This window comes from Sphingopyxis italica (assembly GCF_011926545.1).
Classification (GTDB): domain Bacteria; phylum Pseudomonadota; class Alphaproteobacteria; order Sphingomonadales; family Sphingomonadaceae; genus Sphingopyxis; species Sphingopyxis italica.
Genome location: NZ_JAATIT010000001.1, coordinates 104,910 through 124,809, shown reverse-complemented (window position 1 = coordinate 124,809; position 19,900 = coordinate 104,910). Strand labels below are relative to the sequence as shown.

At 65.7% G+C, this 19,900-nt stretch carries 9 protein-coding genes; 7 read left to right on the top strand and 2 right to left on the bottom strand.

The features are described 5' to 3' along the window. Positions 1-61: 61 nt before the first annotated feature. Positions 62-679: a response regulator transcription factor gene (locus GGR90_RS00465; protein ID WP_245198437.1), complete on the top strand. Its 618-nt coding sequence runs from the start codon at positions 62-64 to the stop codon at positions 677-679. Here GGR90_RS00465 and GGR90_RS00460 read toward each other — a convergent pair. Next, the gene (locus tag GGR90_RS00460) at positions 665-2,911 is read right to left on the bottom strand and encodes a sensor histidine kinase (protein ID WP_167918419.1); all 2,247 of its coding nucleotides are present in this window, start codon (positions 2,909-2,911) and stop codon (positions 665-667) included. The two genes, GGR90_RS00465 and GGR90_RS00460, sit on opposite strands and share 15 nt — an antisense overlap. A gap of 361 nt (positions 2,912-3,272) precedes the next feature. On the opposite strand from GGR90_RS00460, the gene GGR90_RS00455 reads away from it, so the two are divergent. Next, a complete protein-coding gene (locus tag GGR90_RS00455) occupies positions 3,273-9,134 on the top strand; it encodes an autotransporter domain-containing protein (protein WP_167918417.1) in 5,862 nt (1,953 codons plus the stop codon). Between the two features lie 228 nt (positions 9,135-9,362). Here GGR90_RS00455 and GGR90_RS00450 read toward each other — a convergent pair whose 3' ends face one another. After that, on the bottom strand, positions 9,363-12,401 hold the full coding sequence (locus tag GGR90_RS00450) for a TonB-dependent receptor (RefSeq protein WP_167918408.1): 3,039 nt from the start codon (positions 12,399-12,401) through the stop codon (positions 9,363-9,365). A 168-nt stretch (positions 12,402-12,569) separates the two neighbouring features. On the opposite strand from GGR90_RS00450, the gene GGR90_RS00445 reads away from it, so the two are divergent. Genes GGR90_RS00445 through GGR90_RS00425 form a run of 5 tightly spaced genes read left to right on the top strand, consistent with a single transcriptional unit; the run spans position 12,570 to position 19,806 of the window. Continuing rightward, positions 12,570-14,762, top strand: coding sequence for a chondroitinase-B domain-containing protein (locus tag GGR90_RS00445; RefSeq protein ID WP_245198323.1), 2,193 nt, complete (start codon positions 12,570-12,572; stop codon positions 14,760-14,762). Beyond that, entirely contained in the window at positions 14,759-16,921 is a 2,163-nt protein-coding gene (locus GGR90_RS00440; protein WP_167918406.1) for a heparinase II/III domain-containing protein, read from the top strand. The genes GGR90_RS00445 and GGR90_RS00440 overlap by 4 nt, the downstream gene beginning before the upstream one ends. Continuing rightward, positions 16,918-18,201, top strand: a complete 1,284-nt coding sequence (locus GGR90_RS00435; RefSeq protein WP_167918404.1) for an MFS transporter — start codon at positions 16,918-16,920, stop codon at positions 18,199-18,201. The genes GGR90_RS00440 and GGR90_RS00435 overlap by 4 nt, the downstream gene beginning before the upstream one ends. 13 nt (positions 18,202-18,214) lie before the next feature. Further along, entirely contained in the window at positions 18,215-18,967 is a 753-nt protein-coding gene (locus GGR90_RS00430; protein ID WP_167918402.1) for an SDR family NAD(P)-dependent oxidoreductase, read from the top strand. Then, the gene (locus tag GGR90_RS00425) at positions 18,967-19,806 is read left to right on the top strand and encodes a rhamnogalacturonan acetylesterase (RefSeq protein ID WP_167918400.1); all 840 of its coding nucleotides are present in this window, start codon (positions 18,967-18,969) and stop codon (positions 19,804-19,806) included. Before GGR90_RS00430 ends, GGR90_RS00425 begins: the two co-directional genes overlap by 1 nt. The last annotated feature ends 94 nt before the right edge of the window (positions 19,807-19,900 follow it).

Genomic DNA, 19,900 nt, shown 5'->3' with positions numbered 1-19,900 from the left:
TCGGGTTGCGGCGGCCGCAAAATCTGCCGATCACCCCGCATCGGGGAGGCGGGGCGTGGGCATGGTGGCGAAGCATAATATCCTGATCGTCGACGATCACCGCATCACGCAGAGCGGGTTGCGGTTCCTGTTCGGCTCGCTCGACCGCTATACGGTCGTCGGCGCGCTCGATCGCGGCGCGACGGTGGGCGCCTTCGTCCAGTCGCAGCCCGTCGACCTCGTGATCCTCGACCTCAATCTGCCCGACGTGCGCGGGATCAATGTGCTCGCCGAAATCGTCGGCTCGCGCGACATGACTGTCATCATCCTGACCGGCGAGACGCATGTGAACGAGATTCATTCGGCGCTGAAGCTCGGCGCGCGCGCGATCGTCAGCAAGTCGGACTCGCTCGACCATATCGTCGCCGCCTGCGACGCGGCGCTGGCCGGCGAAATCTATGTCTCGCCGCACATCGGCGAAGCGCTCGGCAAGTTCCAGCAGCCGCCGGTCGCGCTGTCGTCGCGGCAAATGGCGATTCTTCACTATCTGGCGCAGGGCGAAACGAACAAGGAAATCGCCTATCGGCTGGCGATCGCGCCGCCGACGGTGTCCTTCCATATCGCCGAATTGCGGCGCAAACTCGACGTTCCGCACAACCGCAAGATCGTCGAACGCGCGAATGAGCTAAACCTGCTCTGATCGTCCGCCGAAAAGCGGGTGCAGCGCCATTTCGCGGCACGCGGGCTTGATCGCGATCATCGCGACCAGCTGGCTGAGCCGGCCGCGCGTGACCGTCGTGTCGTCATAGGTCAGCGCGATCGTCCGGTCGGGCGCGGCGCCGGCCTTCAACCCGGCTTCGAAAGCCGCGCGGTCGTCGAAATCGAGCAAAGTCCAGCCATCGAGCCGCGACTGCAGGGCCTCGGCCGATACCGGTGTGACCGACGCAAAGGCGGCCGGCAGCACGACCCGGATTTCGGTCCCTGCGGCGCTGGACGCGACGATCTTCAGCGACCCGCGCAGCGTTTCGATGATGCGCCGCGCCGACCCGAAGCCGGATCCGGTGCCTTGATCGTTTTCGTCGGAGCGGATTCGGGTGGCGGTGCCGTCGTTCAGTGCGGCGACGAGGTCGGCCGGCATGCCGCCGCCGCTATCGCTGACCGTGATGACGGCGCGCCCCTCTTCGAGCGCGAGTGTGATGCTCGCTCCGCCGCTATCGGTATATTTGTAACTGTTGCTCAGCAGGTTGGCGAGCGCGCGCATCAGCAAGGGCCGGTCGGAAATGATCGTCACCCGGCCCATGACACGGACATCGAGTGCCAATTTCTTGCCCGCGAAAGGCGTCTTGAACATCATCGACAAGGGTTCGACGAGCGCCTCGGCGCGAAAGCTGCTGAGCGCGACGAAGCCCGAATCGCTCGCCGCGATATTGGCGCCGGAGATCGTCGTCGACACGATTTCATTGAGATAGTCGGCCGAGCTTTCGAGCATTTCGACCAGCTGATCGTCGGCGCCCGGTCGGTTCTGGCGTTTCAGAACCTCGACCGCGCTGTTGAGCGCGAGGATCACCTGACGGCTGTCGTGCCCCGAGGCATGAAGCAGCGCATTCTGGCTGTTGACCGTCTCCATCGCGAAAGCCTTTTCCTCGGCAAGCCGGGCCGCGCGCTCGCTGATTTCCAGCCTTTCGGTCAGCGACTGCGCATATTTCCAGTCGGCGACGACCTTGTCGCGCTGGATTTTCCTGAGGTTCAGCCCCAGCGCGATCGTCACCATGATCGATTCGAACAGCCCGACCGGCCCGGCGAGGTGCCAGTTGACGGGCAGCCACGCGAAAATGCCCATCGATGCGATCGCCGCATAGATGATGAAGAGCGCCAGGCTGGCCCAGCCGACGAAGAGCGGCCAGAGCTGGAAGCCGAGCTGTTTCATCGCGGCATAGCCGACGAAGGGCAGGAACAGCGCGACCGCGACGGTGACAAGCCACGTTGCGATGTGGAGCAGGAAGCGCAGCTCGGGCGGGTAATAGGCGAGGCCCGGCAGCAGGATCATTATCGCGGCCGCGAACCAGATCAGCGCCTTCAGGACAGTGTCGCGCCGCGGAAAATGGGCCGAGGTCTTGACGAAGACCCGGCAGAATTGCGCCATCGACGCGGCAAAGCCGCATTTGATGAAATCCTCGACCGCCAGCCCGGTCAGCGGTTTGTCATAGAGGAAGAAGATCGTGATATAGCCCTCGGAGTGGACCGTGTTCAGCGCGAAAAAGGCCTCGGCGACCGCCAGCCACAGAAATTCCCTGAAACCCGTGATCGAGAAGAAGAGGAAGTTGAGCAGCAGCAGCGTCAGCGCGCCGACCACGACACCCGACACCATCGAGATATTCGCGCGCCGCTCCTTGAAGAAGGTGCCGTAGCTGTTGATCCTGAGCGGCATATAGGTCGAATTTTCCGACAGGAATTCGATCAGCACCACATCCTCTTCTGCCGGGTCGAGAACCAGTTCGGTGCTGAAGGCCTGATAGGTGCCAAGGTTCCGCCGCGCCGCCTCCGGGTCGGTCGCATCGACGAGCAGGTCGAACGCGCCGCCCTCCAGCCGGTACAGGCGGAAATATTTGAGCGAGCCGCGGCCGGTGGTCAGAATCCAGCTTCCCTGCTCGGCGCTGGCGTTGCGAATTTTGAGCAGCACCGCGGTTTGCGAACCGGGCGGCCCGAAATGGATCGTCGGTCCCTCGATTCGTTGCAGCGGCGCACCCAGCAGCGCGCCGGGATCGGGCGTGCCGGCATTTTCCGCCTGGCGCGTGAACCGGACGAAGGGCGCGAGCGGCGGCGCATCCTCGCCGGCATGCAGGTCGAGCACCGGCAATTCGGCGGCGGCGAGCCGCGCCGGCTGCATCACCGCGAGCAGCGTGAAAATCAAGACCGCAAGCAGGCTTCGCATCATTGGCACCCGTGGTTCGTTGCGGGGCCAGCGGTGTCATCATGTTCACGGGGGAAGGCGCGCAAATCCGGCGCTCCCCCTCGAATATCAGCGACCCACCCCCCGGTGACGGGGCCACCGTAATGGCCTTAGGGCCGGATGTGCAAGCATGGCGTCGACACTCCGTCGCAAATTCACCCAAAATAACATTGGGTAGACGCTCGGGGCACCCCCGCCCTAGTCAACGCCCACAAAGCTGAACGATGCCGGACATCCAATCAGCTGGGGGACGCACATTTCGAGGTGGGGGTGACCAGCCGGAGGACCAGGACGTCCTCCGGCGAACCCCTTGCCATCTGCAATGTCGAGGGGAGTCACAATCATGTCGCGTATTTCGAAATCCCGCCTGCTGGCCACCAGCGCGATCGTCGGCCTGTCGATCGGTCAGATCGTGGCGCCCGCAGCAGCGCAGGAATCCTTCGGCATTCATAACGACCAGCCCGAATCGCTGGAAATTGTGATCGAAGAGGACGATGCCGATGTCGAGGGGCTCGACATTGGCATCTATGCGGACAATGGCCCTGTCACCGTCGACAATGCCGGCGAGATTCGCGGCCTTGGCACCAGCATCGGCAGCGCCCAAAGCCGCCCCAGCGGCGGTATCGTTATCGCGCAACCCGGATCGAGCGTCACCAACCGCAACAGCGGCGAAATCACCGGCGGCTCGAACGGCATCGCGACCTCCTATTTCTTCAGCGAGGATGCGAACGGCGACGAACTGCCGCCGCAGCCGCTCGCGGCGAACACCAGCGTCACCAACGCCGGAACGATCATCGGCCAAGCGGGCACCGGCGTCGGCCTGGCCGGCGGCGGCAGCGTCACCAACAGCGGCACGATCCAGGGCCTCACCGGCAATGCCGGCAACGGCGCGCAGGGCATCGGCGTTGCGATCACCGAATTCCCCGACCGCATCGCCGAAGGCGTGACGGGCATAGGGACCATCACCAACAGCGAAACCGGCCTGATCGAAGGGACGGTCTTCGGCGCGCTGCTGCAGGGCGGCGGCACGATCGAAAATGCGGGTATCATCCGCAGCACCGGCAATCCCAATCCCGCAACGCCGGGGACCAGCCCGTTCGGTGTCATCCTCACCGCTTCGCCCGAACAGATCGGCCGCACCGCCACCGTCGACAACGGCGGCGCCATCTCGGGCTTCCTCGGCATACTCGCGGGCGGCTCGCTCGATGCGGCGGTCATCAACAACAGCGGCACGATCAACGCCGTCACGACCGCGATTTTCGCCAACCTGTCGGGCGATCTCGTCGTCAACAATGCCGAAGGCGGCGAGATCACCGCCAATGGCTTTATCGCGATCAACTCCGCCGATGGCACGCTGACGATCGACAATGCCGGGCTGATCCGCAGCGACAATAATGTCGCCATCATGGTCGGGACCGCTGATGCCCAGATCGCCAATTCGGGCCTGATCGAAGGGGGCAGCTTCGGTATCCTCTCCGGCGCCGTCCAGTTGCCGGGCGACACCGCGCCGGTTCTTCGTGCCGTCGGCACCGACATCGTCAATTCGGGCATCATCGTCGGGCAGAATAATGACGCGATACGGCTCGTCGGCGGCGGCACGGTCGTCAACAGCGGCGTCATCAACGGTCAAAACTTCGTGCAGGCCGATGGCGTCAACATGTTCGCCGACGAGGGGCAGGATCCGGCCACCTATGTGTCGAGTGTCACGAACAGCGCCGAGGGGCAGATCATCGGCGTTCGCGCCGGCGTCGCGCTGTCGGCGGGGGGCACGGTCGACAACGCCGGCGCCATCGACGGCAACAGCATGGGCGTGCTGATCCAGAACGGCGAAGCGCCCCTGACTGCGGCGGTCACAAACAGCGGCGCGATCACCGGCAGTGCCGGAAGCGGCATCGTCGGTTTTGGCAATCTGGAGGGTTTCGCGGTCGCCAACAGCGGCGCGATCGCCGGCGAAGGCGGCGACGGCGTCTATCTGAACCTTACCGCCACAGAGGCCGCCGTCATAGACAACGCCGCCGATGCGACGATCGAGGGAAGTGAATCGGGCATCCATGTCGAAAACGGCGCGGCGACGATCACCAACGCCGGCACGATCCGCGGCAATGGCGGCAACCTCGGCTTCGACGCGCCGCCCGACGCGGGCATCACCCTGTCGGGCGGGGTCAGCAGCGTCACCAACAGCGGCACGATTTCGGGCAATCGCTTCGGCATCACCACGGCGGGTCGTTTCAATCCCGAGACGGGGCTGCTCGAAAGTCTGGCGGTCGATACGACGGTCGTGAACAGCGGGACCATCGTCGGCGACAACGATGATGGCGTGCGCCTGATCGGTGGCGGCAGCGTCACCAACAGCGGGATCATCTCCGGCCGGACCGAAGCCTTTGCCGACGGCGTGTCGATGTTCGCCTTCACCGATCAGGCGAACGAAAGTTACAGCGCGCTGGTCACCAACGAGGTCGAAGGGCAGATCGACGGCAACCGTTTCGGCGTCATCCTGTCGGGCGGCGGCGATGTCGCCAACGCGGGCACGATCACCGGCGTTTCGGGCGGCGTCTATCTTCAGGGCACGGGCCTCGACAGCGAGGAGCGCAGCGGGCTGACCGCCAGCGTCGTCAATTCGGGAAGCATCCGCGGCACCGGCGACTTCGGCGGCAGCGGCGGCGACGGTTATGGCGTCGGGTTCGGCAGCGACCTCGAATCGGCGACGCTCGATAACAGCGGCACGATCGACAGTGAATTCGGCGCCGGCGTCAGCTTGGGAACGCTGGCCGATGTCGTCGTGACCAATGCCGCGGACGGGATGATTACCGGCGCGACGTCGGGCATCTATTCCTACGCGAACGGCACGCTGACCATCGACAATGCCGGAACGATCCGTGGCAACGGCGCCTATGACGGCTTCGACGCGCCGCCCGACGCGGGCATCACGATCGGCACCGCCAGTTCGAGCGTGACCAACAGCGGCACGATCAGTGGCGCGGGCGCCGGGATCACCACCGCCTATCTGTTCGATGAAGAGATCAACCAACTCGTGCTTCTCGCCGTCGGGACCACGGTCGAAAACAGCGGCACGATCGCGGGCGAATCGAACGACGGCGTGCGATTGATCGGCGGCGGCAGCGTCACCAACAGCGGCGCGATTTCGGGCAGCGGTGCGCCGTCGGCGGACGGTATTTCGATGTTCCGCGGCGAAGGGCAACTGGCCGAAGGCTATGCGGCGACGGTGGCGAACGGCGCCGAGGGCACGATCGACGGCGCGCGCTTCGGCATCATCCTGTCGGGCGGCGGCAGCGTCGATAACGCTGGCGCGATCGGCGGCGAGCTTGGCGGCGTCGTCATCCAGAGCCAGTTCGACGGCGAGGACGCCGGCTTGACCGGGACACTGACGAACAGCGGCACGATCAGCGGCGGCGTCGAAGCCGGGGTCCAGTTCAGCGCCGGCCTGGCATCGGTCGTCGTCGACAACAGCGGCGCGATCGATGGCGCGACCATCGGCCTTGGCCATGGCACGACCGGCACGATGGCGCTGACCAACAGCGGCACGATCGCCGGCGGGGTGACCGGCGTGGAAAGCGACGCGGGCGGTTCGGTGACGCTGGTGAACAGCGGGACGATTTCGGGTGAGACCGGCGCGGCCTTCACCGCGCTGACCCAGACCAGCCTCGACAATTCGGGCGTCCTGTCGGGTGGATCGGGTGTGGCGGTACAGCTCGGCGCGTTCGACGACGGCGTGACACTGCGCACCGGCAGCGCGATCACCGGCGTGGTCGATGCGGGCGCGGGGATCGACACGCTGACGCTCGACGGCGACGTCCTCGAACTGACCGAGGCGCAGCAGCTCACTGCCGCCAACGGCTTCGAGGCGCTCGACGTCGCGGCGGGCTATTGGTCGACCTCGGGCTTCGTCGGCGAATTCGGCAACGTGACGGTGGGCGAAGGCGCGTCGCTCCAGGTCAACGAGGTCGACTTGGGCGAGGAAGGCACTTCGTCGCCGATCCTTACCTCGGCGGTGCGGACCGACGGCCTGCTCGTGCTCAACTTCGGTGAGGACGAAACCGTCTCGGCGCTCGACGATCTGACGATCGACGGGGCCGGACAGCTCCAGCTGATCGGCGATGCGGTGTTCACCGTCGATACCGCGAATATCGCGCACACCGGCGGCACGATCATCTCGAACGGCGGGCTGGTGCTGACCGGCGTGCTGCAGGGCGACGTGCGGACCGAGGGCGACGGCACTTTCGAACTCGGCGCGGGCGGGACCGAGGGCAGCTTTGCCGGCAATATCGTCAACGACGGGCGCTTCGTCTTCAATCGTTCGGACGATTACGACTTCCTCGGCGACTTCTCGGGCAATGGCGTGCTCGACAAGAAGGGCGAGGGCGCGCTGACCTTCATGGGCGATTATGCCTTTGACGGCGTGACGAACATCCTCGGCGGTTCGGTGCGTATCGGCGGGACGATCGACCCAACGACCGATTTCAACCTCGGCGACGGCGGCTCGCTCGACATCACGGGCAAGGACCAGACGATCGGCGGCCTCGAGGGCGAGGAAGGTTCGAACGTCGAACTCGGCGACAGCGAGCTGACGGTCGACCAGCCGGAGAATAGCTCCTTCGGCGGCGAACTCTCGGGCACCGGCAGCTTCGTCAAGCAAGGCGAGGGCACGCTCAACCTGACCGGCGACAGCAGCTACACCGGCCCGACCTCGGTCAACGGCGGCACCCTCGCGGTCAACGGCTCGATCGTCTCGCCGGTCACCGTCAATAGCGGCGGCACCCTCGGCGGCAACGGCAGCGTCGGTTCGACCACGGTCGGCGGCGGCGGCACGCTCGCGCCGGGCAACTCGATCGGGCGGCTGACCGTCAACGGCGACCTCGCCTTCGCTGCCGGCTCGACCTATGAGGTCGAAGTCAACGCCGCGGGCGAAGCCGACCGCCTCGACGCCACCGGCGCGGTGACGATCGACAGCACCGCGAGCGTCGCCGTCCTCGCCGAAGACGGCGAATACGACGGCCGGACCGACTATGTGATCCTGACCGGCGCGGGCGGCATCACCGGCACCTTCGGGACGGTGACGAGCGATCTCGCCTTCCTGGATCCGCTGCTGCGCTACGACGTCAATTCGGTGATCCTGTCGCTCTATCGCAACGACATCGACTTCGCCGACATCGCGGTCGGCTTCAACCAGGCGAGCGTCGCGACCGCGGTGCAGGCGCTCGGGGTCGACAACCCGCTTTACGAAGCGGTGCTGGTACAGAATGCGGCGACCGCGCAGGCGAGCTTCGGCGACCTGTCGGGCGAAATCCTCGCAAGCGCGCTGAGCGGTCTGACCGACGACAGCCGGCATCTGCGTAACAGCCTGATGGGGATGAAGGCGCCCGAGGAAAGCGGCGCGTTCGTCTGGGGCTCGGCCTTTGGCGGCTGGGGCGATTTCGACGCCAATCGCGGCAATTTCGCGATGGATACCGACAACAAGGGGCTGGTCGCCGGAGTCGGCTTCGGCGGCAACGGCTTCGCCGCGGCGCTCTCGGCGGGGATCGGCAGTTCGGACTTCCGCTTCGACGGACGTAACGATCGCGCCGAGGTCGACAGCAAATATCTCGCCGCGCACGCCACCTATGGCGGCGGCGAGGGGCTGCGCGGCACGGTCGGCGTCAGCTATGCTTGGCACGACATCGACACCCGCCGCGGTATCGGCGGCGCGCCGCTGGCCCAGACGCTGACGTCGAAGCGCGACGCCGACACGATGCAGATCTTCGGCGAGATCGGCTATGACATCGCCGCCGGCAACACGGCGGTCACGCCCTTTGCCCGGCTGGCGCATGTCGACACCGGCAGCGACGCCTTCACCGAAACCGGCGGCACCGCGGCGCTGGCGGTGGGCAAGGCCGACCAGAAGACGACCTTCCTCAGCCTGGGCGCGCGGGCGCAGTTCAACGCCGGACAGCCGGGCTTCCAGCCCTATCTGTCGGCGGCGTGGAACCGCGCGATGGGTGATCGCGGCGCCCCGATCGTCTCGCGCTTCGTCGCGGGCGGGCCGGCGTTCGACATCGTCGGCATCGCGATCCCCAAAAATTCGGCGGAGGTCGAAGCCGGCTTCGAATTCACCACGGGGGCCTTCCGCCTCGGCGCTGCCTACACCGGCACGCTGGCGTCGGATCGCAGCGCCCATGGTGCACGGGTGACCGCGCGCATCGCCTTCTGACAGCGACCCGGTCGGAAGTAATGCGTGCGCAGTTTGAGGCCGAGGCAACACATGTTGCCTCGGCCTCATTCTGATTGAATCGTCATCCCGGCGAAGGCCGGGATCTCACCCTCTCGACCTGACGCACCGGCGAGATCCCGGCCCCTTCGACTGCCTTGCAGGCGCTCAGGACAGGCTTCGCCGGGATGACGGGCCTAATAACGACGGTGTTTCAGTCTGTTCCGCTCACTAGAATTTCACGCTCAATCCCGCGGTGATCCGGCGATCGGTCAGGCCCTGGAAGCACAGCAGCGCCTTGTTGTTCACGCAATATTGGTTCTGGTCGCCGCGCAGCAGGTTGATGCCCTCGACACCGACATTGATATGATCGTTGATGTCGTAATTGATGCTGGCGTTGAGCTGTCCCCGTGCGCCGTTGATCAGCGGCAGGCCAAAGAAGAAGGGGTCGTCCGACACATAGCTCGACCGCCACGTATAGCGCACGCGCGCGTTGAGCCCGTATTTGTCGTAGAACAGCGTTGTATTATAAGAATATTTCGACAGGTTGGTCAGCGAGATCAGGTCCTGCGAACCCGGATAGCCGAGCTGGGTGAACACCGTCCGCGGCCCGTCGGCGTCCCGATATTCGCGCGCCGAACCGCCCGCCTTCTGATAGGTGAAATTGCCGATAAAGCCGAAACCCGAAGCGAAGCCGAGCACATCTTCCCAAGCCGACAGGTCGTGCTGGAACGCGATCTCGACACCCGTCTGCGTCGTCGTTCCGGGAACGTTGAAGGTCGAACTGCGCGGGACGCAGATGCCGACGCCCTGGATCGGGTTGTTGATGTTGCGGTTGGCGATCGGATTATAGATGCCGCCGTCGGGGCATGACGGGTCGATCGAGATATTGAGGTTGCCGTCGGCGTCGAGATTGGGCGCTGGGTCTTCCTGCCGCTGCGCGAACAAATTGGTGCGGCTCTTGTGGAAGAAACCGATGCTGATCAGGCTCGACGGCGCGAAATAATATTCGCCGGACAGGTCGAACGACCACACCGCTTCCGGAACGAGGCCGGGATTGCCCACCGCGACGGGCGTGTTCGCGCCGGTGCCGAAGGAAAAGGAGGTCGACAGCGTGTCGAAATCCGGGCGGCGGATGTCGCGCGCGATCCCGGCGCGGAGGAGGAAGCGGTCGGCGGGTTCGAGCACCAGGTTGAAGCGCGGCAGCAGGAAATTATACGAGCTTTTGGCAACCGTCTGCCCCGTGACCTCGCCGTTCGCGATATTGTTGCCGGTCGAGGACAGGCTGGTGTGCAGCCAGCGCACACCGGCGTTGCCGCGCACCGGCATGCCGGCGATTTCGCCCTCCATATTCGCCTGGAAATAGGCGGCGTTCGTCGTTTCCTTGATCTTGAAGAATCCCGCGAAGGATTCGGTTGGCGTCACCAGCGAGGCGACCGGCGGACCCTCGGTCGCCGCGGCGTTGCTCGCGTCGATCGCGGCATTGAGCGCGTCCAGCACCTTTGCCGGATCGTCGAACGCCAGCCCGCCGTCGATCAGCAGGAAGTCGGAGAAATAGAGCCGGCGCCCGTCGGCCGCGTTGAAGTTGTTCGGCCCCGGGATCAATATGTCGGAAAACAGGTCGCCCGACGGCCGGTTCCACGCATTCGTCGTGTTGGTCAGGCTGACATTCCGTGAAAATTCGCTGTTTTCCGCCGACGTCCGGTTCCAGCGGTAGCCGAAGTCGACCGAGGTGACGAAAGGGTTGAGATCGGTCGTGTCATAGGAAAAATCGAGCCGCGCCGCCCGTTCCTGATTGTCGGTCGTGTTGGCGCCCTGAGCGACCTGTTGCAGCTGGTAGTTCGCGGGATCGAGCAATTGCGCCGCGGTCGGGGCAAAGGGGTTCGCCTGATCGATGCCGAACTGCAGCGTGCCGCCGCGCAGATCGAATTCGATCGGCACGCCATTGTCGATGCTGCGCCCGATTTGCGGCTGCGGCCCGTTGGGGTTGATGAAATCGAGCGTCGTCGAGAAGTTCGGGAAGTCCGATTTCGAGGTCGACAGCGCCACTTCCGCACGCATCCTCAGCTTGTCGGTCACCTGCCATTCGCTGCCAAGGTCGAACACCCGGCTCTTCGTGACGCGCGCGCCGGTGTCGCTCGACGTGCGCATATTCGGGTCGATCACCGTTCCGGTGGCGCCGCCGATGCCGAGCGTGCCGGCAACGGTGGCGTCGACGCTGCCAAGGTCGATCGGGCCGTCGGGACCGTCGAGCGTGCCCCAGTCGACCGTTTCGAATGCTGTATTGTCCGTCGCGTCGACGACCGACGGTGTCGCCGTGCCCGAAATCTGCACGCGGTGGCTCTGCTGCCCGCGCGTCTGGTTGTTGAGCGTCGCGTCGAAATAGAATTTCAGATCGTCGTTCGGCTTCCACTCCAGCGCGGCGGTGCCGTTGTAGGTTTCATATTCGTAATTCTCCAATCCCTGCTGAAGGAACTGGATGCGCAGGAAAGGAAAGGCCTCGGCGCTCGGGCCCGAGCCGGGGAGGACGACCGCGTCGCGATCGACGCGCGGCTTGAACGCGGCGACGTCCTGGCGGGCATAACTCCCGCTCATCACGATGCCGATTTCGCCGATGCCGGTATCCCAATTGTTGCCGAGCGTCGCCGACAGCCGGGGCAGGGTGGACTTCGACAGGTCGCTGTTTTCCATCTGCGCGCGCGCGGCGATCAGCGGTTCCTTGAGGTCGAGCGGGCGGATCGTCCGCAGGTTGATCGTGCCGCCGACCGATCCCTCGATCGTCTGCGCGGTCGGCACCTTGGTCACCTCGACCGATGCGATCAAGGCGGCGGGCAAATCCTCGAAACTGATGCCCGATCGGCCCGCGCCCGACCCGATGGTCGACACGCCGTTGATTTCGGTGCGGTTGGCGTCGGTGCCGCGGATCTGCACCGCATTGCCGACGCCGGCCTGCCGCGTGATCTGAACCCCGGTGACATTCTCCAGCACTTCGGCGAGGTTCTGGTCGGGCAGCTTGCCGATATCTTCGGCCTGGATGACTTCGACGATATTGTCGGAGGTGCGCTTTTCGCCCAGCGCTGTGGCAAGGGAGCTGCGGATACCGGTGACGACGATCGCATCATCGCCCGCATCGTCGGCGGCAGCATCGGCCGACGCCGTATCCTGCGCGAATACGGGAACGGCGAGCATCGCGATGGCCGTCGTGCCCAGCAGCGTCGCCGCGAAATTCATTTTACCGCGCGAAACGCGCACGAGGCTGCCCCGAATCATCCCACTCTCCCTGTTTGCCTTTGTTTGGAGAGAAATTCCTCTTGTCACACCAATATGTCAACCCATGATTCATACCATAAGCGGGTTGATATTGTCCTACCTCTTGTATAGTCCAATGGCCAAGAATCATAAAAAGGGTGAGGCGCGGTGCAGAAAAAGGCGATTCTAATGGTAGCGATGCTGGTCTCGGCCGCGCATCCGGCGCTGGCGCGCGACCTGCTCGTGACCGATCAGGCGCAATATAAGGCCGCGGTGAAAAAGGCGCAGCCGGGCGACACGATCATCCTCGCCGACGGCGAATGGCGCGATTTCCAGATCGTCTTCACCGGAGCCGGCACCGCCGCCAAGCCGATCGCGCTGACCGCGCAGACCAAGGGCAAGGTGCTCGTAACCGGCCAGTCGAACTTGCGCATCGCCGGAAAGTTTCTGCTCGTTTCAGGCCTTGTCTTCAAGGACGGCGCCAGCCCGACCGATCAGGTGATCAGCTTCCGCCGCGATTCCAGAACGCTCGCGAGCGACAGCCGTGTCACCGAGGTGGTCATCGACGGCTATAGCAAGACCGACCGCCGCGCCGAGGATATCTGGGTCGCGCTTTACGGCACCGGCAACCGCGTCGATCATTCGCATTTCGAGGGCAAGACTAACGCCGGCGTGACGCTCGCGGTGATCCGCCGCGCCGGCGATCCGCTCGATAACGGCCATCGCATCGATCACAATTATTTCGGCCCGCGCCCGCCCTTGGGCTCGAACGGCGGCGAGACGATCCGCATCGGGACCAGCGAGGAATCGCTGTCCGACAGTCACACGATCGTCGAGCGCAACATTTTCGACCGGACGAGCGGCGAGGTCGAGATCGTCTCGGTCAAATCGGGCGGCAATATCGTCCGCGAAAATCTGGTGCTGGCATCGCAAGGCGCCTTCGTGCTGCGTCACGGCAACGGCAACCTCGTCGAACGCAACATCTTCTTCGGCAAGGGCGTGCCCGACACCGGCGGCGTGCGCATCATCAACCGCGACCAGATCGTGCGCGACAATTATTTCGAAGGGCTCGCGGGCAGCTCGTTCAAAAGCGCGATCACCGTGATGAACGGCGTGCCCAATTCGGTGATCAACCGCTATCATCAGGTCGCGAACGCGCGGATCGAGGGCAACAGCCTCATCGACGTCGCGCGCATCACCCTTGCGGCGGGCGCCGACGCCGAACGTTCGGCACCCCCCGTGGGCAGCAAGTTCGAACGCAATCTGATCGTCGGCGCGAAAGGGCAGGACCCGTTCCGCGCGGAGGGCGAAATCGGCGGCATCGCCTTCGCGGGCAATGTTCAAGCGAAGGTCGCAAAACCGCTTCTGGGCGCGGGCGTCGAGCAGCGCGAGGTCAAGCTCGAACGCGCCGCCAACGGCCTGCTCTATCCGGCCGACGCCGCGCTCGCCGCCGTCGGCGCGCCGCGCGACCTCAAACCCGTTACCCGCGAAGAGGTCGGCGCGAGCTGGTATCGCGGCGATACGCCGGAGGCGGCGTTCGGCACCGGCGTCACGCGACCGATCGCGGCGAACGCCTCGCTCACACAGGCGGTCGCCGATGCGAAGGCCGGCGACACGCTGGCGCTCGCCACCGGCACCTATGACATCGCCGCGCCGCTGACGGTGCAACGCCGGCTGACCATCGCCGGGGCGAAGGATGCGAAGCCCGTGCTGCGCGTCGCGTCGAGCCTTGCGCGGATCGAGGGGGGCGGCGGGCTGCGGCTCGAAAATCTGGCAATCGACGCAAGTGCATCGCCCGGCAACGGCGCGCTGATCGCGGTCGGCGCCGGAGTCGCGCCCAACTACAGCATCGCGCTCGACCGCGTATCGGTGCGCGGCCCGGGCAAGGGCCGTCTCGACGGCATTACGATGGCGCCCGGCACCTTCGCCGACGATGTGACGATCACCAACAGCGATTTTTCTTCCATGGGCGTCGTCGTCGCCGCGACCGGCGAGCAGCAACCGAAGGGCTGGTATCCGATGGAACGGCTGACGATCAGCGGCAGCCGCTTCGCCGGCGTCGCGATGGTCGCCGACATCTTGCGCAAGGGCACCGACGAAAGCACCTTCGGCCCCTGGTTCGCGATGGCCGGATCGAGTGTCGCCGACAGCGGGGCGGGCGGCGCGTCGCTGCGCATCTCGGGCGCCCAGCATACCGACATCGCGCGGAACAGCTTCGCCAAGTCGGACGGCATCCTCGTCATCCATTCGGTCGGCGCGCCCGAAACGCGCATCGCGTCGAACGCCTTTGCCGCGACCCCCGCGCCGCGCATCGAGGAACTGGCGTGGAAAGGCCCGCCGCGTGGGCAGCTTGTCGGCAATGTCGTGGAGGCGCGCCCATGACCCGCACGATCGCGCTCCTGCTCGCCGCCGCCACGCTGCCCGCCGTCCCAACCGCGGCGCAGACCCCGCCCGCCGCTTCATCGCAGACGTTCGCGCCGCTCTTCGCTGCCGAGGTCGAGCGCGCGCGGCGTGACGTCGATGCGTCGATCAAGGCGGGCATCAATGTCCCGGTGCCGAAGGATCCCGGCGGCGGCTTCACCCACGAACAGCACAAGCGCAATTACCGCATCATTTTCGAGGGCGGCCAGCTTTTCCGCCTCACCGGCGAAGCGCGCTACCGCGACCATGTCCGCGACATGCTGCTCGCCTATGCCGATCTTTATCCGGGGCTCGGGCCGCATCCCGCAAAGGCCAACCAGAACGCGGGCCGCCTGTTCTGGCAGAGCCTCAACGACAGCGTCTTCCTCGTCAACGCGGTGCAGGGCTATGCCCAGATCCGCGACGCGCTGCCCGCCGCCGACCGCAAGCGGATCGACGACAATGTGATCCGCCTGATGGCGCGCTTCCTGTCGGACGGTTCGCCCCAGGTCATCAACCGCATCCACAATCACGCGACCTGGGCGGCCGCCGGCGTCGGCCTCTCGGGCTATCTGCTCGGCGACCGCGACCTCGTCGACAAGGCGCTGCTCGGGCTCGACAAGAGCGGCAAGGCCGGCTTCCTCCGCCAGCTCGATCTGCTCTTCTCGCCCGACGGCTATTATGCCGAAGGGCCCTATTATCAACGCTATGCGCTGCAACCTTTCGTCGTCTTCGCAGCCGCGATCGCCGCGAATGATCCGGGCCGCAAGATTTTCGAATATCGTGACGGCATCGTGCTCAAGGCGATCCGCACCGCGATCGACCTGACACACGACGGCTATTTCCTGCCGATCAACGACGCGATGCCCGACAAGAGCCTGCGCACCGAGGAACTCTATCACGCGGTCGCCATCGCCTATGGCGCCACCAAGGACCCGGCCTTCCTGTCGATCGCCGACTGGCAGGGGCGCACCGTGCTGACCCCGGCAGGGCAGGCGATGGCCGCCGACCTCGCGGCGGGCAAGGCAAAGCCCTGGCCGTTCGGCTCGCGGCTCCTCTCCGACGGTCCCGACGGCAAGGGCGGCGCGCTCGTCCTGCTGCGCACCAACGCCGATCCGGCAGGCCCGCTGCTCGTCGCCAAGAACACCGTGCAAGGCATGGGCCACGGCCATTTCGACCGGCTCGGCTGGCTCTATTATGACGAGACCGGCGCGGTCGTGACCGACTATGGCGCGGCGCGCTTCCTCAATGTCGAGGCGAAGCACGGCGGGCGTTACCTGCCCGAAAACGACAGCTGGGCCAGCGCGACGATCGCGCACAACACGCTTGTCGTCGATGAGCAAAGCCACTTCGCAGGTGACTGGAAAGCCGGTGAAAAACACGGAACGCGCCAGCTCGCCGCGTCGCTCGAAGGTCCGACCCGTTACACGATCGCCGAAATCGACAGCGCGTATAAGGACGTGAAAATCCGGCGCGCGCTGCTGCTGGTCGAGGTCGACGGCCTCGCCAATCCTCTGACGCTCGATATCCTCCACGGAACTGGCAGCGGCAGGCATATCTATGACCTGCCGCTGCATTTTTCCGGGCATATCATCGACAGCGACATCGCGTTCGACCGCAACCTCGCCGAGCGGCCGGTGCTCGGCAAGGCGAACGGCTACCAGCATCTGTGGGTCGACGGCACCGGGACCAAGGCCGGCAAGGCGCGGCTGACGTGGATGCAGGGCAGCCGCTTCTATAGCTACCATATGCTGCCGCCCGCCGGTGCGCGCTTCATCGTCGCCGAAAGCGGCGCGAACGATCCCGAGTTCAACCTGCGCCGCGAACCCGCGCTGATCCAGCGCGTCGAGGGTGCGGCGGACGCAACCTTCGTCAGCCTGCTCGAACCGCACGGTGCCTATGACGCCGCGGCCGAGACGGTGGTCGCGAGCAGCGCGCGCGTCGCGGCGCTCGAGCATCGCCAGGAAAAGGGCGCCGATCTCGTCCTCATCACCCTCGTCGACGGTCGCCGCGTCGCACTCGCGGTCGCCGACGATACGACCGCAGATGCGAAGCACAGCCTCACCGTCGACGGCCGCACCATGACATGGACCGGCCCCGTCGGCCGTCTCGACCTCGCCAAGACCGGAGCGAAGAAATGAGCAATATCAAAGGCCGCTTCCGCTGGGGCGTGATCTCGCTGATCGCGCTCGCCACCGTGATCAACTATATCGACCGCAACGCGCTCGCGGTGATGTGGCCCGAGGTGTCGAAGGAAATCGGCGCCACCAAGGAAGATTACGCGCTGCTCGTGACGATCTTCATGATCTTCTACGCCTTCGGCCAGTCGCTCTTCGGGCGCATTTTCGACGCGATCGGCACGCGGATGGGTTTCACCATCTCGATCGTCGTCTGGTCGCTGTCGATCGCCGCGCACGCGCTGGTGCGTACGATGCCGCTGCTAATGGTGCTGCGCGCGACGCTCGGGGTCAGCGAGGCGGGCAATTGGCCCGGCGCCGCAAAGGCGAACGCGCTCTGGTTCCCCTCGCGCGAACGCGCGCTGGCGCAGGGCATCTTCAACGCCGGCGCCTCGCTCGGCGGGATCATCTCGGCGCCGCTGATCGCGCTGCTCTTCGTCCAGTTCGGCTGGCACGGCACCTTCCTGCTCATCGGCGTGCTCGGCTTCATCTGGCTCGTCCCCTGGCTCTGGTTCTACAAGGCCGATCCCGAAAAGCATCCCGGTCTCAGCGAAGAAGAGCGCGACTATATCCTGACTGGCCGCACCGAGGCCGGCCGTGACGACAGCCGCCGCGTGCCGCTCGGCGAACTGCTGCGCTATCGGCAGAGCTGGGGCGTCATCCTGTCGCGCTTCTTCCTCGATCCCGTCTGGTGGCTCTTCGTGTCGTGGCTGCCGATCTATCTCGCCGAAACCTTCGGCTTCGACGTCAAGCAGATCGGGCTTTTCGCCTGGGTGCCCTTCGTCGGCGCGATGCTCGGCAGCCTGTTCGGCGGCTGGTTCGCGGGGCGGATCATCAGCAAGGGCGGCGGCGTTCACAAGGCGCGCACGCTGACCATCGCGATCGGCTGCGCGATCATGCTGCCCGCGTTGCTGCTGACGATCGGCGCGGGCGATCCCTTGACCGCCGTGCTGCTGATCGCCTGCATCCTGTTCGGCTTCCAGATGGCGATCGGTAATATCCAGACGCTGCCGAGCGACTATTTCGGCGGCGGCGCGGTCGGCAGCCTCGCGGGGATCAGCGGCACCGCCGCGGTCGCGGGCACGCTGATCACCACCTGGCTCGTCCCCGTGCTCACCAAGACGAGCTACGCGCCGATTTTCGCGCTCAGCGCGGCGATCGTGCCGGTCTCCTTCCTCTGTTTCTGGCTGATCGGCGGACGCGTCGAACCGGTCGTCACCAAACCCACCAACAATCAAGAATAAGGAACTGCATCACATGACTCTCCAGGGCAAAACCGCGCTCGTCACCGGCGGCGGACGCGACATCGGCCGATCGGTCTCGATCGCGCTCGCGCGCGCCGGCGTTCGCGTCGCGATCAACTATAACAGCGGCCGCGAAGCCGCCGAAGAGACGCTGAAGACGATCAAGGATGCCGGCGGCGACGCCTTTCTGGTCCAGGCCGACGTCACCGACAGCGGTGCCGTCAGGGCGATGCTCGACGAGGTCGGCGTCGCGTTCAGCGGCCGGCTCGACATCCTCGTCAACCTCGCGGGCGGCATGATCGCGCGCAAGACGCTGAGCGAGATGGACGAGGATTTCTTCGACCATGTGATGACGCTCAACCTCAAATCGGCCTTCCTCGTTCTCCAGGCGTCGCAGCCCTTCCTCGGCGAGGGATCGGCGGTGGTGAACGTGTCGTCGCTCGCCGGCCGCGACGGCGGCGGTCCCGGCGCCTCGGTCTATGCGACCGCAAAGGGCGCGCTGATGACCTACACCCGCGCGATGGCAAAGGAACTCGGGCCGCAGGGCATCCGCGTCAACGCCGTCTGCCCGGGCCTGATCGGCACGAGCTTCCACGACATCTTCTCGAAGCCCGAAGGGCGCGCCGCGACCGCCGGCAACACGCCGCTGCGCCGCGAAGGTCATCCCGACGAGGTCGCCGACACGATCGTCTATCTCGCGTCGCCCGCCGCGAGCTTCCTCGCCGGCGTCTGCCTCGACATCAACGGCGGACTAGGCTTCTCCTGATGCGCCGGCTTGTCGCCATTGCCGCCTGCGCCCTGCTCGCGAGCGGGGCGCAGGCCGCGCCGCGCGAACGCACCGATGCCCCGCCGCTCGATCCCTACAAGATCATCCTCGTCGGCGATTCGACGATGGCGCCGCACAGCGGCTGGGGCGGGGCGTTTTGCGCGCACCACGTCAAATCGTCGGTCGCGTGCCTCAACGCGGGGCGGGGCGGGCGCTCGACGCGCAGCTATCGGCAGGAAGGCAGCTGGGACATCGCGCTCGCCGAGGCGAAGGTGCCGGGCTATCGCGGCACCTGGGTATTGATCCAGTTCGCGCACAACGACCAGTCGAGCAAATCCGAACGCTGGACCGACGAGACGACCGAGTTTCCCGCCAACCTCCGCCGCTTCGTCGAAGAGGTGAGGGCGGCGGGCGCCACCCCGGTGCTCGTCACCCCGCTGACGCGGCGCGAGTTCCGCGACGGCAAGCTTAAGAACACGCTCGCGAGCTGGTCCGACCAGATCCGCGGTGTCGCGAAGGCAATGGACGTGCCGCTTGTCGATCTGAACGCGCTCAGCGCCGCGCAGACGCAGGAAATGGGCGCCGAGACGGCGACCAAGCTCGCGCAGGAACCGCCGACGGCCGAGGAGCTCGCCGCGGCGAGGACCGGTACGACGCTGCCGGCGCGCCCGGCACCACCGCCCCCGCCGCCGATCGAGGGCAACGGCGCGCGCGGGCAGGTCACGCGCAAGTTCGACTACACGCATCTGGGTAATGTCGGCGCCGAGGTTACCGCGAAGCTCGTCACGCAGGCGCTCGCCCGCGCGGTGCCCAGCCTCCGGAGCCAGTTGCTCCGCTGAAGCAATGTATGGCAAAGTGGTGTGACCAATCTGCCATACACATTGGTTGACAATCATGCTGCGATGTTCGACAGCATTGGTCAGAACAGAATCG

Excerpts from the sequence above, each read along its gene's own strand:
- GGR90_RS00460 (WP_167918419.1), bottom strand. The coding sequence starts at position 2,911 with ATGCGAAGCCTGCTTGCGGTCTTGATTTTCACGCTGCTCGCGGTGATG.
- GGR90_RS00450 (WP_167918408.1), bottom strand. The coding sequence starts at position 12,401 with ATGATTCGGGGCAGCCTCGTGCGCGTTTCGCGCGGTAAAATGAATTTC.
- GGR90_RS00430 (WP_167918402.1), top strand. The coding sequence starts at position 18,215 with ATGACTCTCCAGGGCAAAACCGCGCTCGTCACCGGCGGCGGACGCGAC.
- GGR90_RS00435 (WP_167918404.1), top strand. The coding sequence starts at position 16,918 with ATGAGCAATATCAAAGGCCGCTTCCGCTGGGGCGTGATCTCGCTGATC.
- GGR90_RS00465 (WP_245198437.1), top strand. The coding sequence starts at position 62 with ATGGTGGCGAAGCATAATATCCTGATCGTCGACGATCACCGCATCACG.
- GGR90_RS00440 (WP_167918406.1), top strand. The coding sequence starts at position 14,759 with ATGACCCGCACGATCGCGCTCCTGCTCGCCGCCGCCACGCTGCCCGCC.
- GGR90_RS00455 (WP_167918417.1), top strand. The coding sequence starts at position 3,273 with ATGTCGCGTATTTCGAAATCCCGCCTGCTGGCCACCAGCGCGATCGTC.
- GGR90_RS00425 (WP_167918400.1), top strand. The coding sequence starts at position 18,967 with ATGCGCCGGCTTGTCGCCATTGCCGCCTGCGCCCTGCTCGCGAGCGGG.
- GGR90_RS00445 (WP_245198323.1), top strand. The coding sequence starts at position 12,570 with ATGGTAGCGATGCTGGTCTCGGCCGCGCATCCGGCGCTGGCGCGCGAC.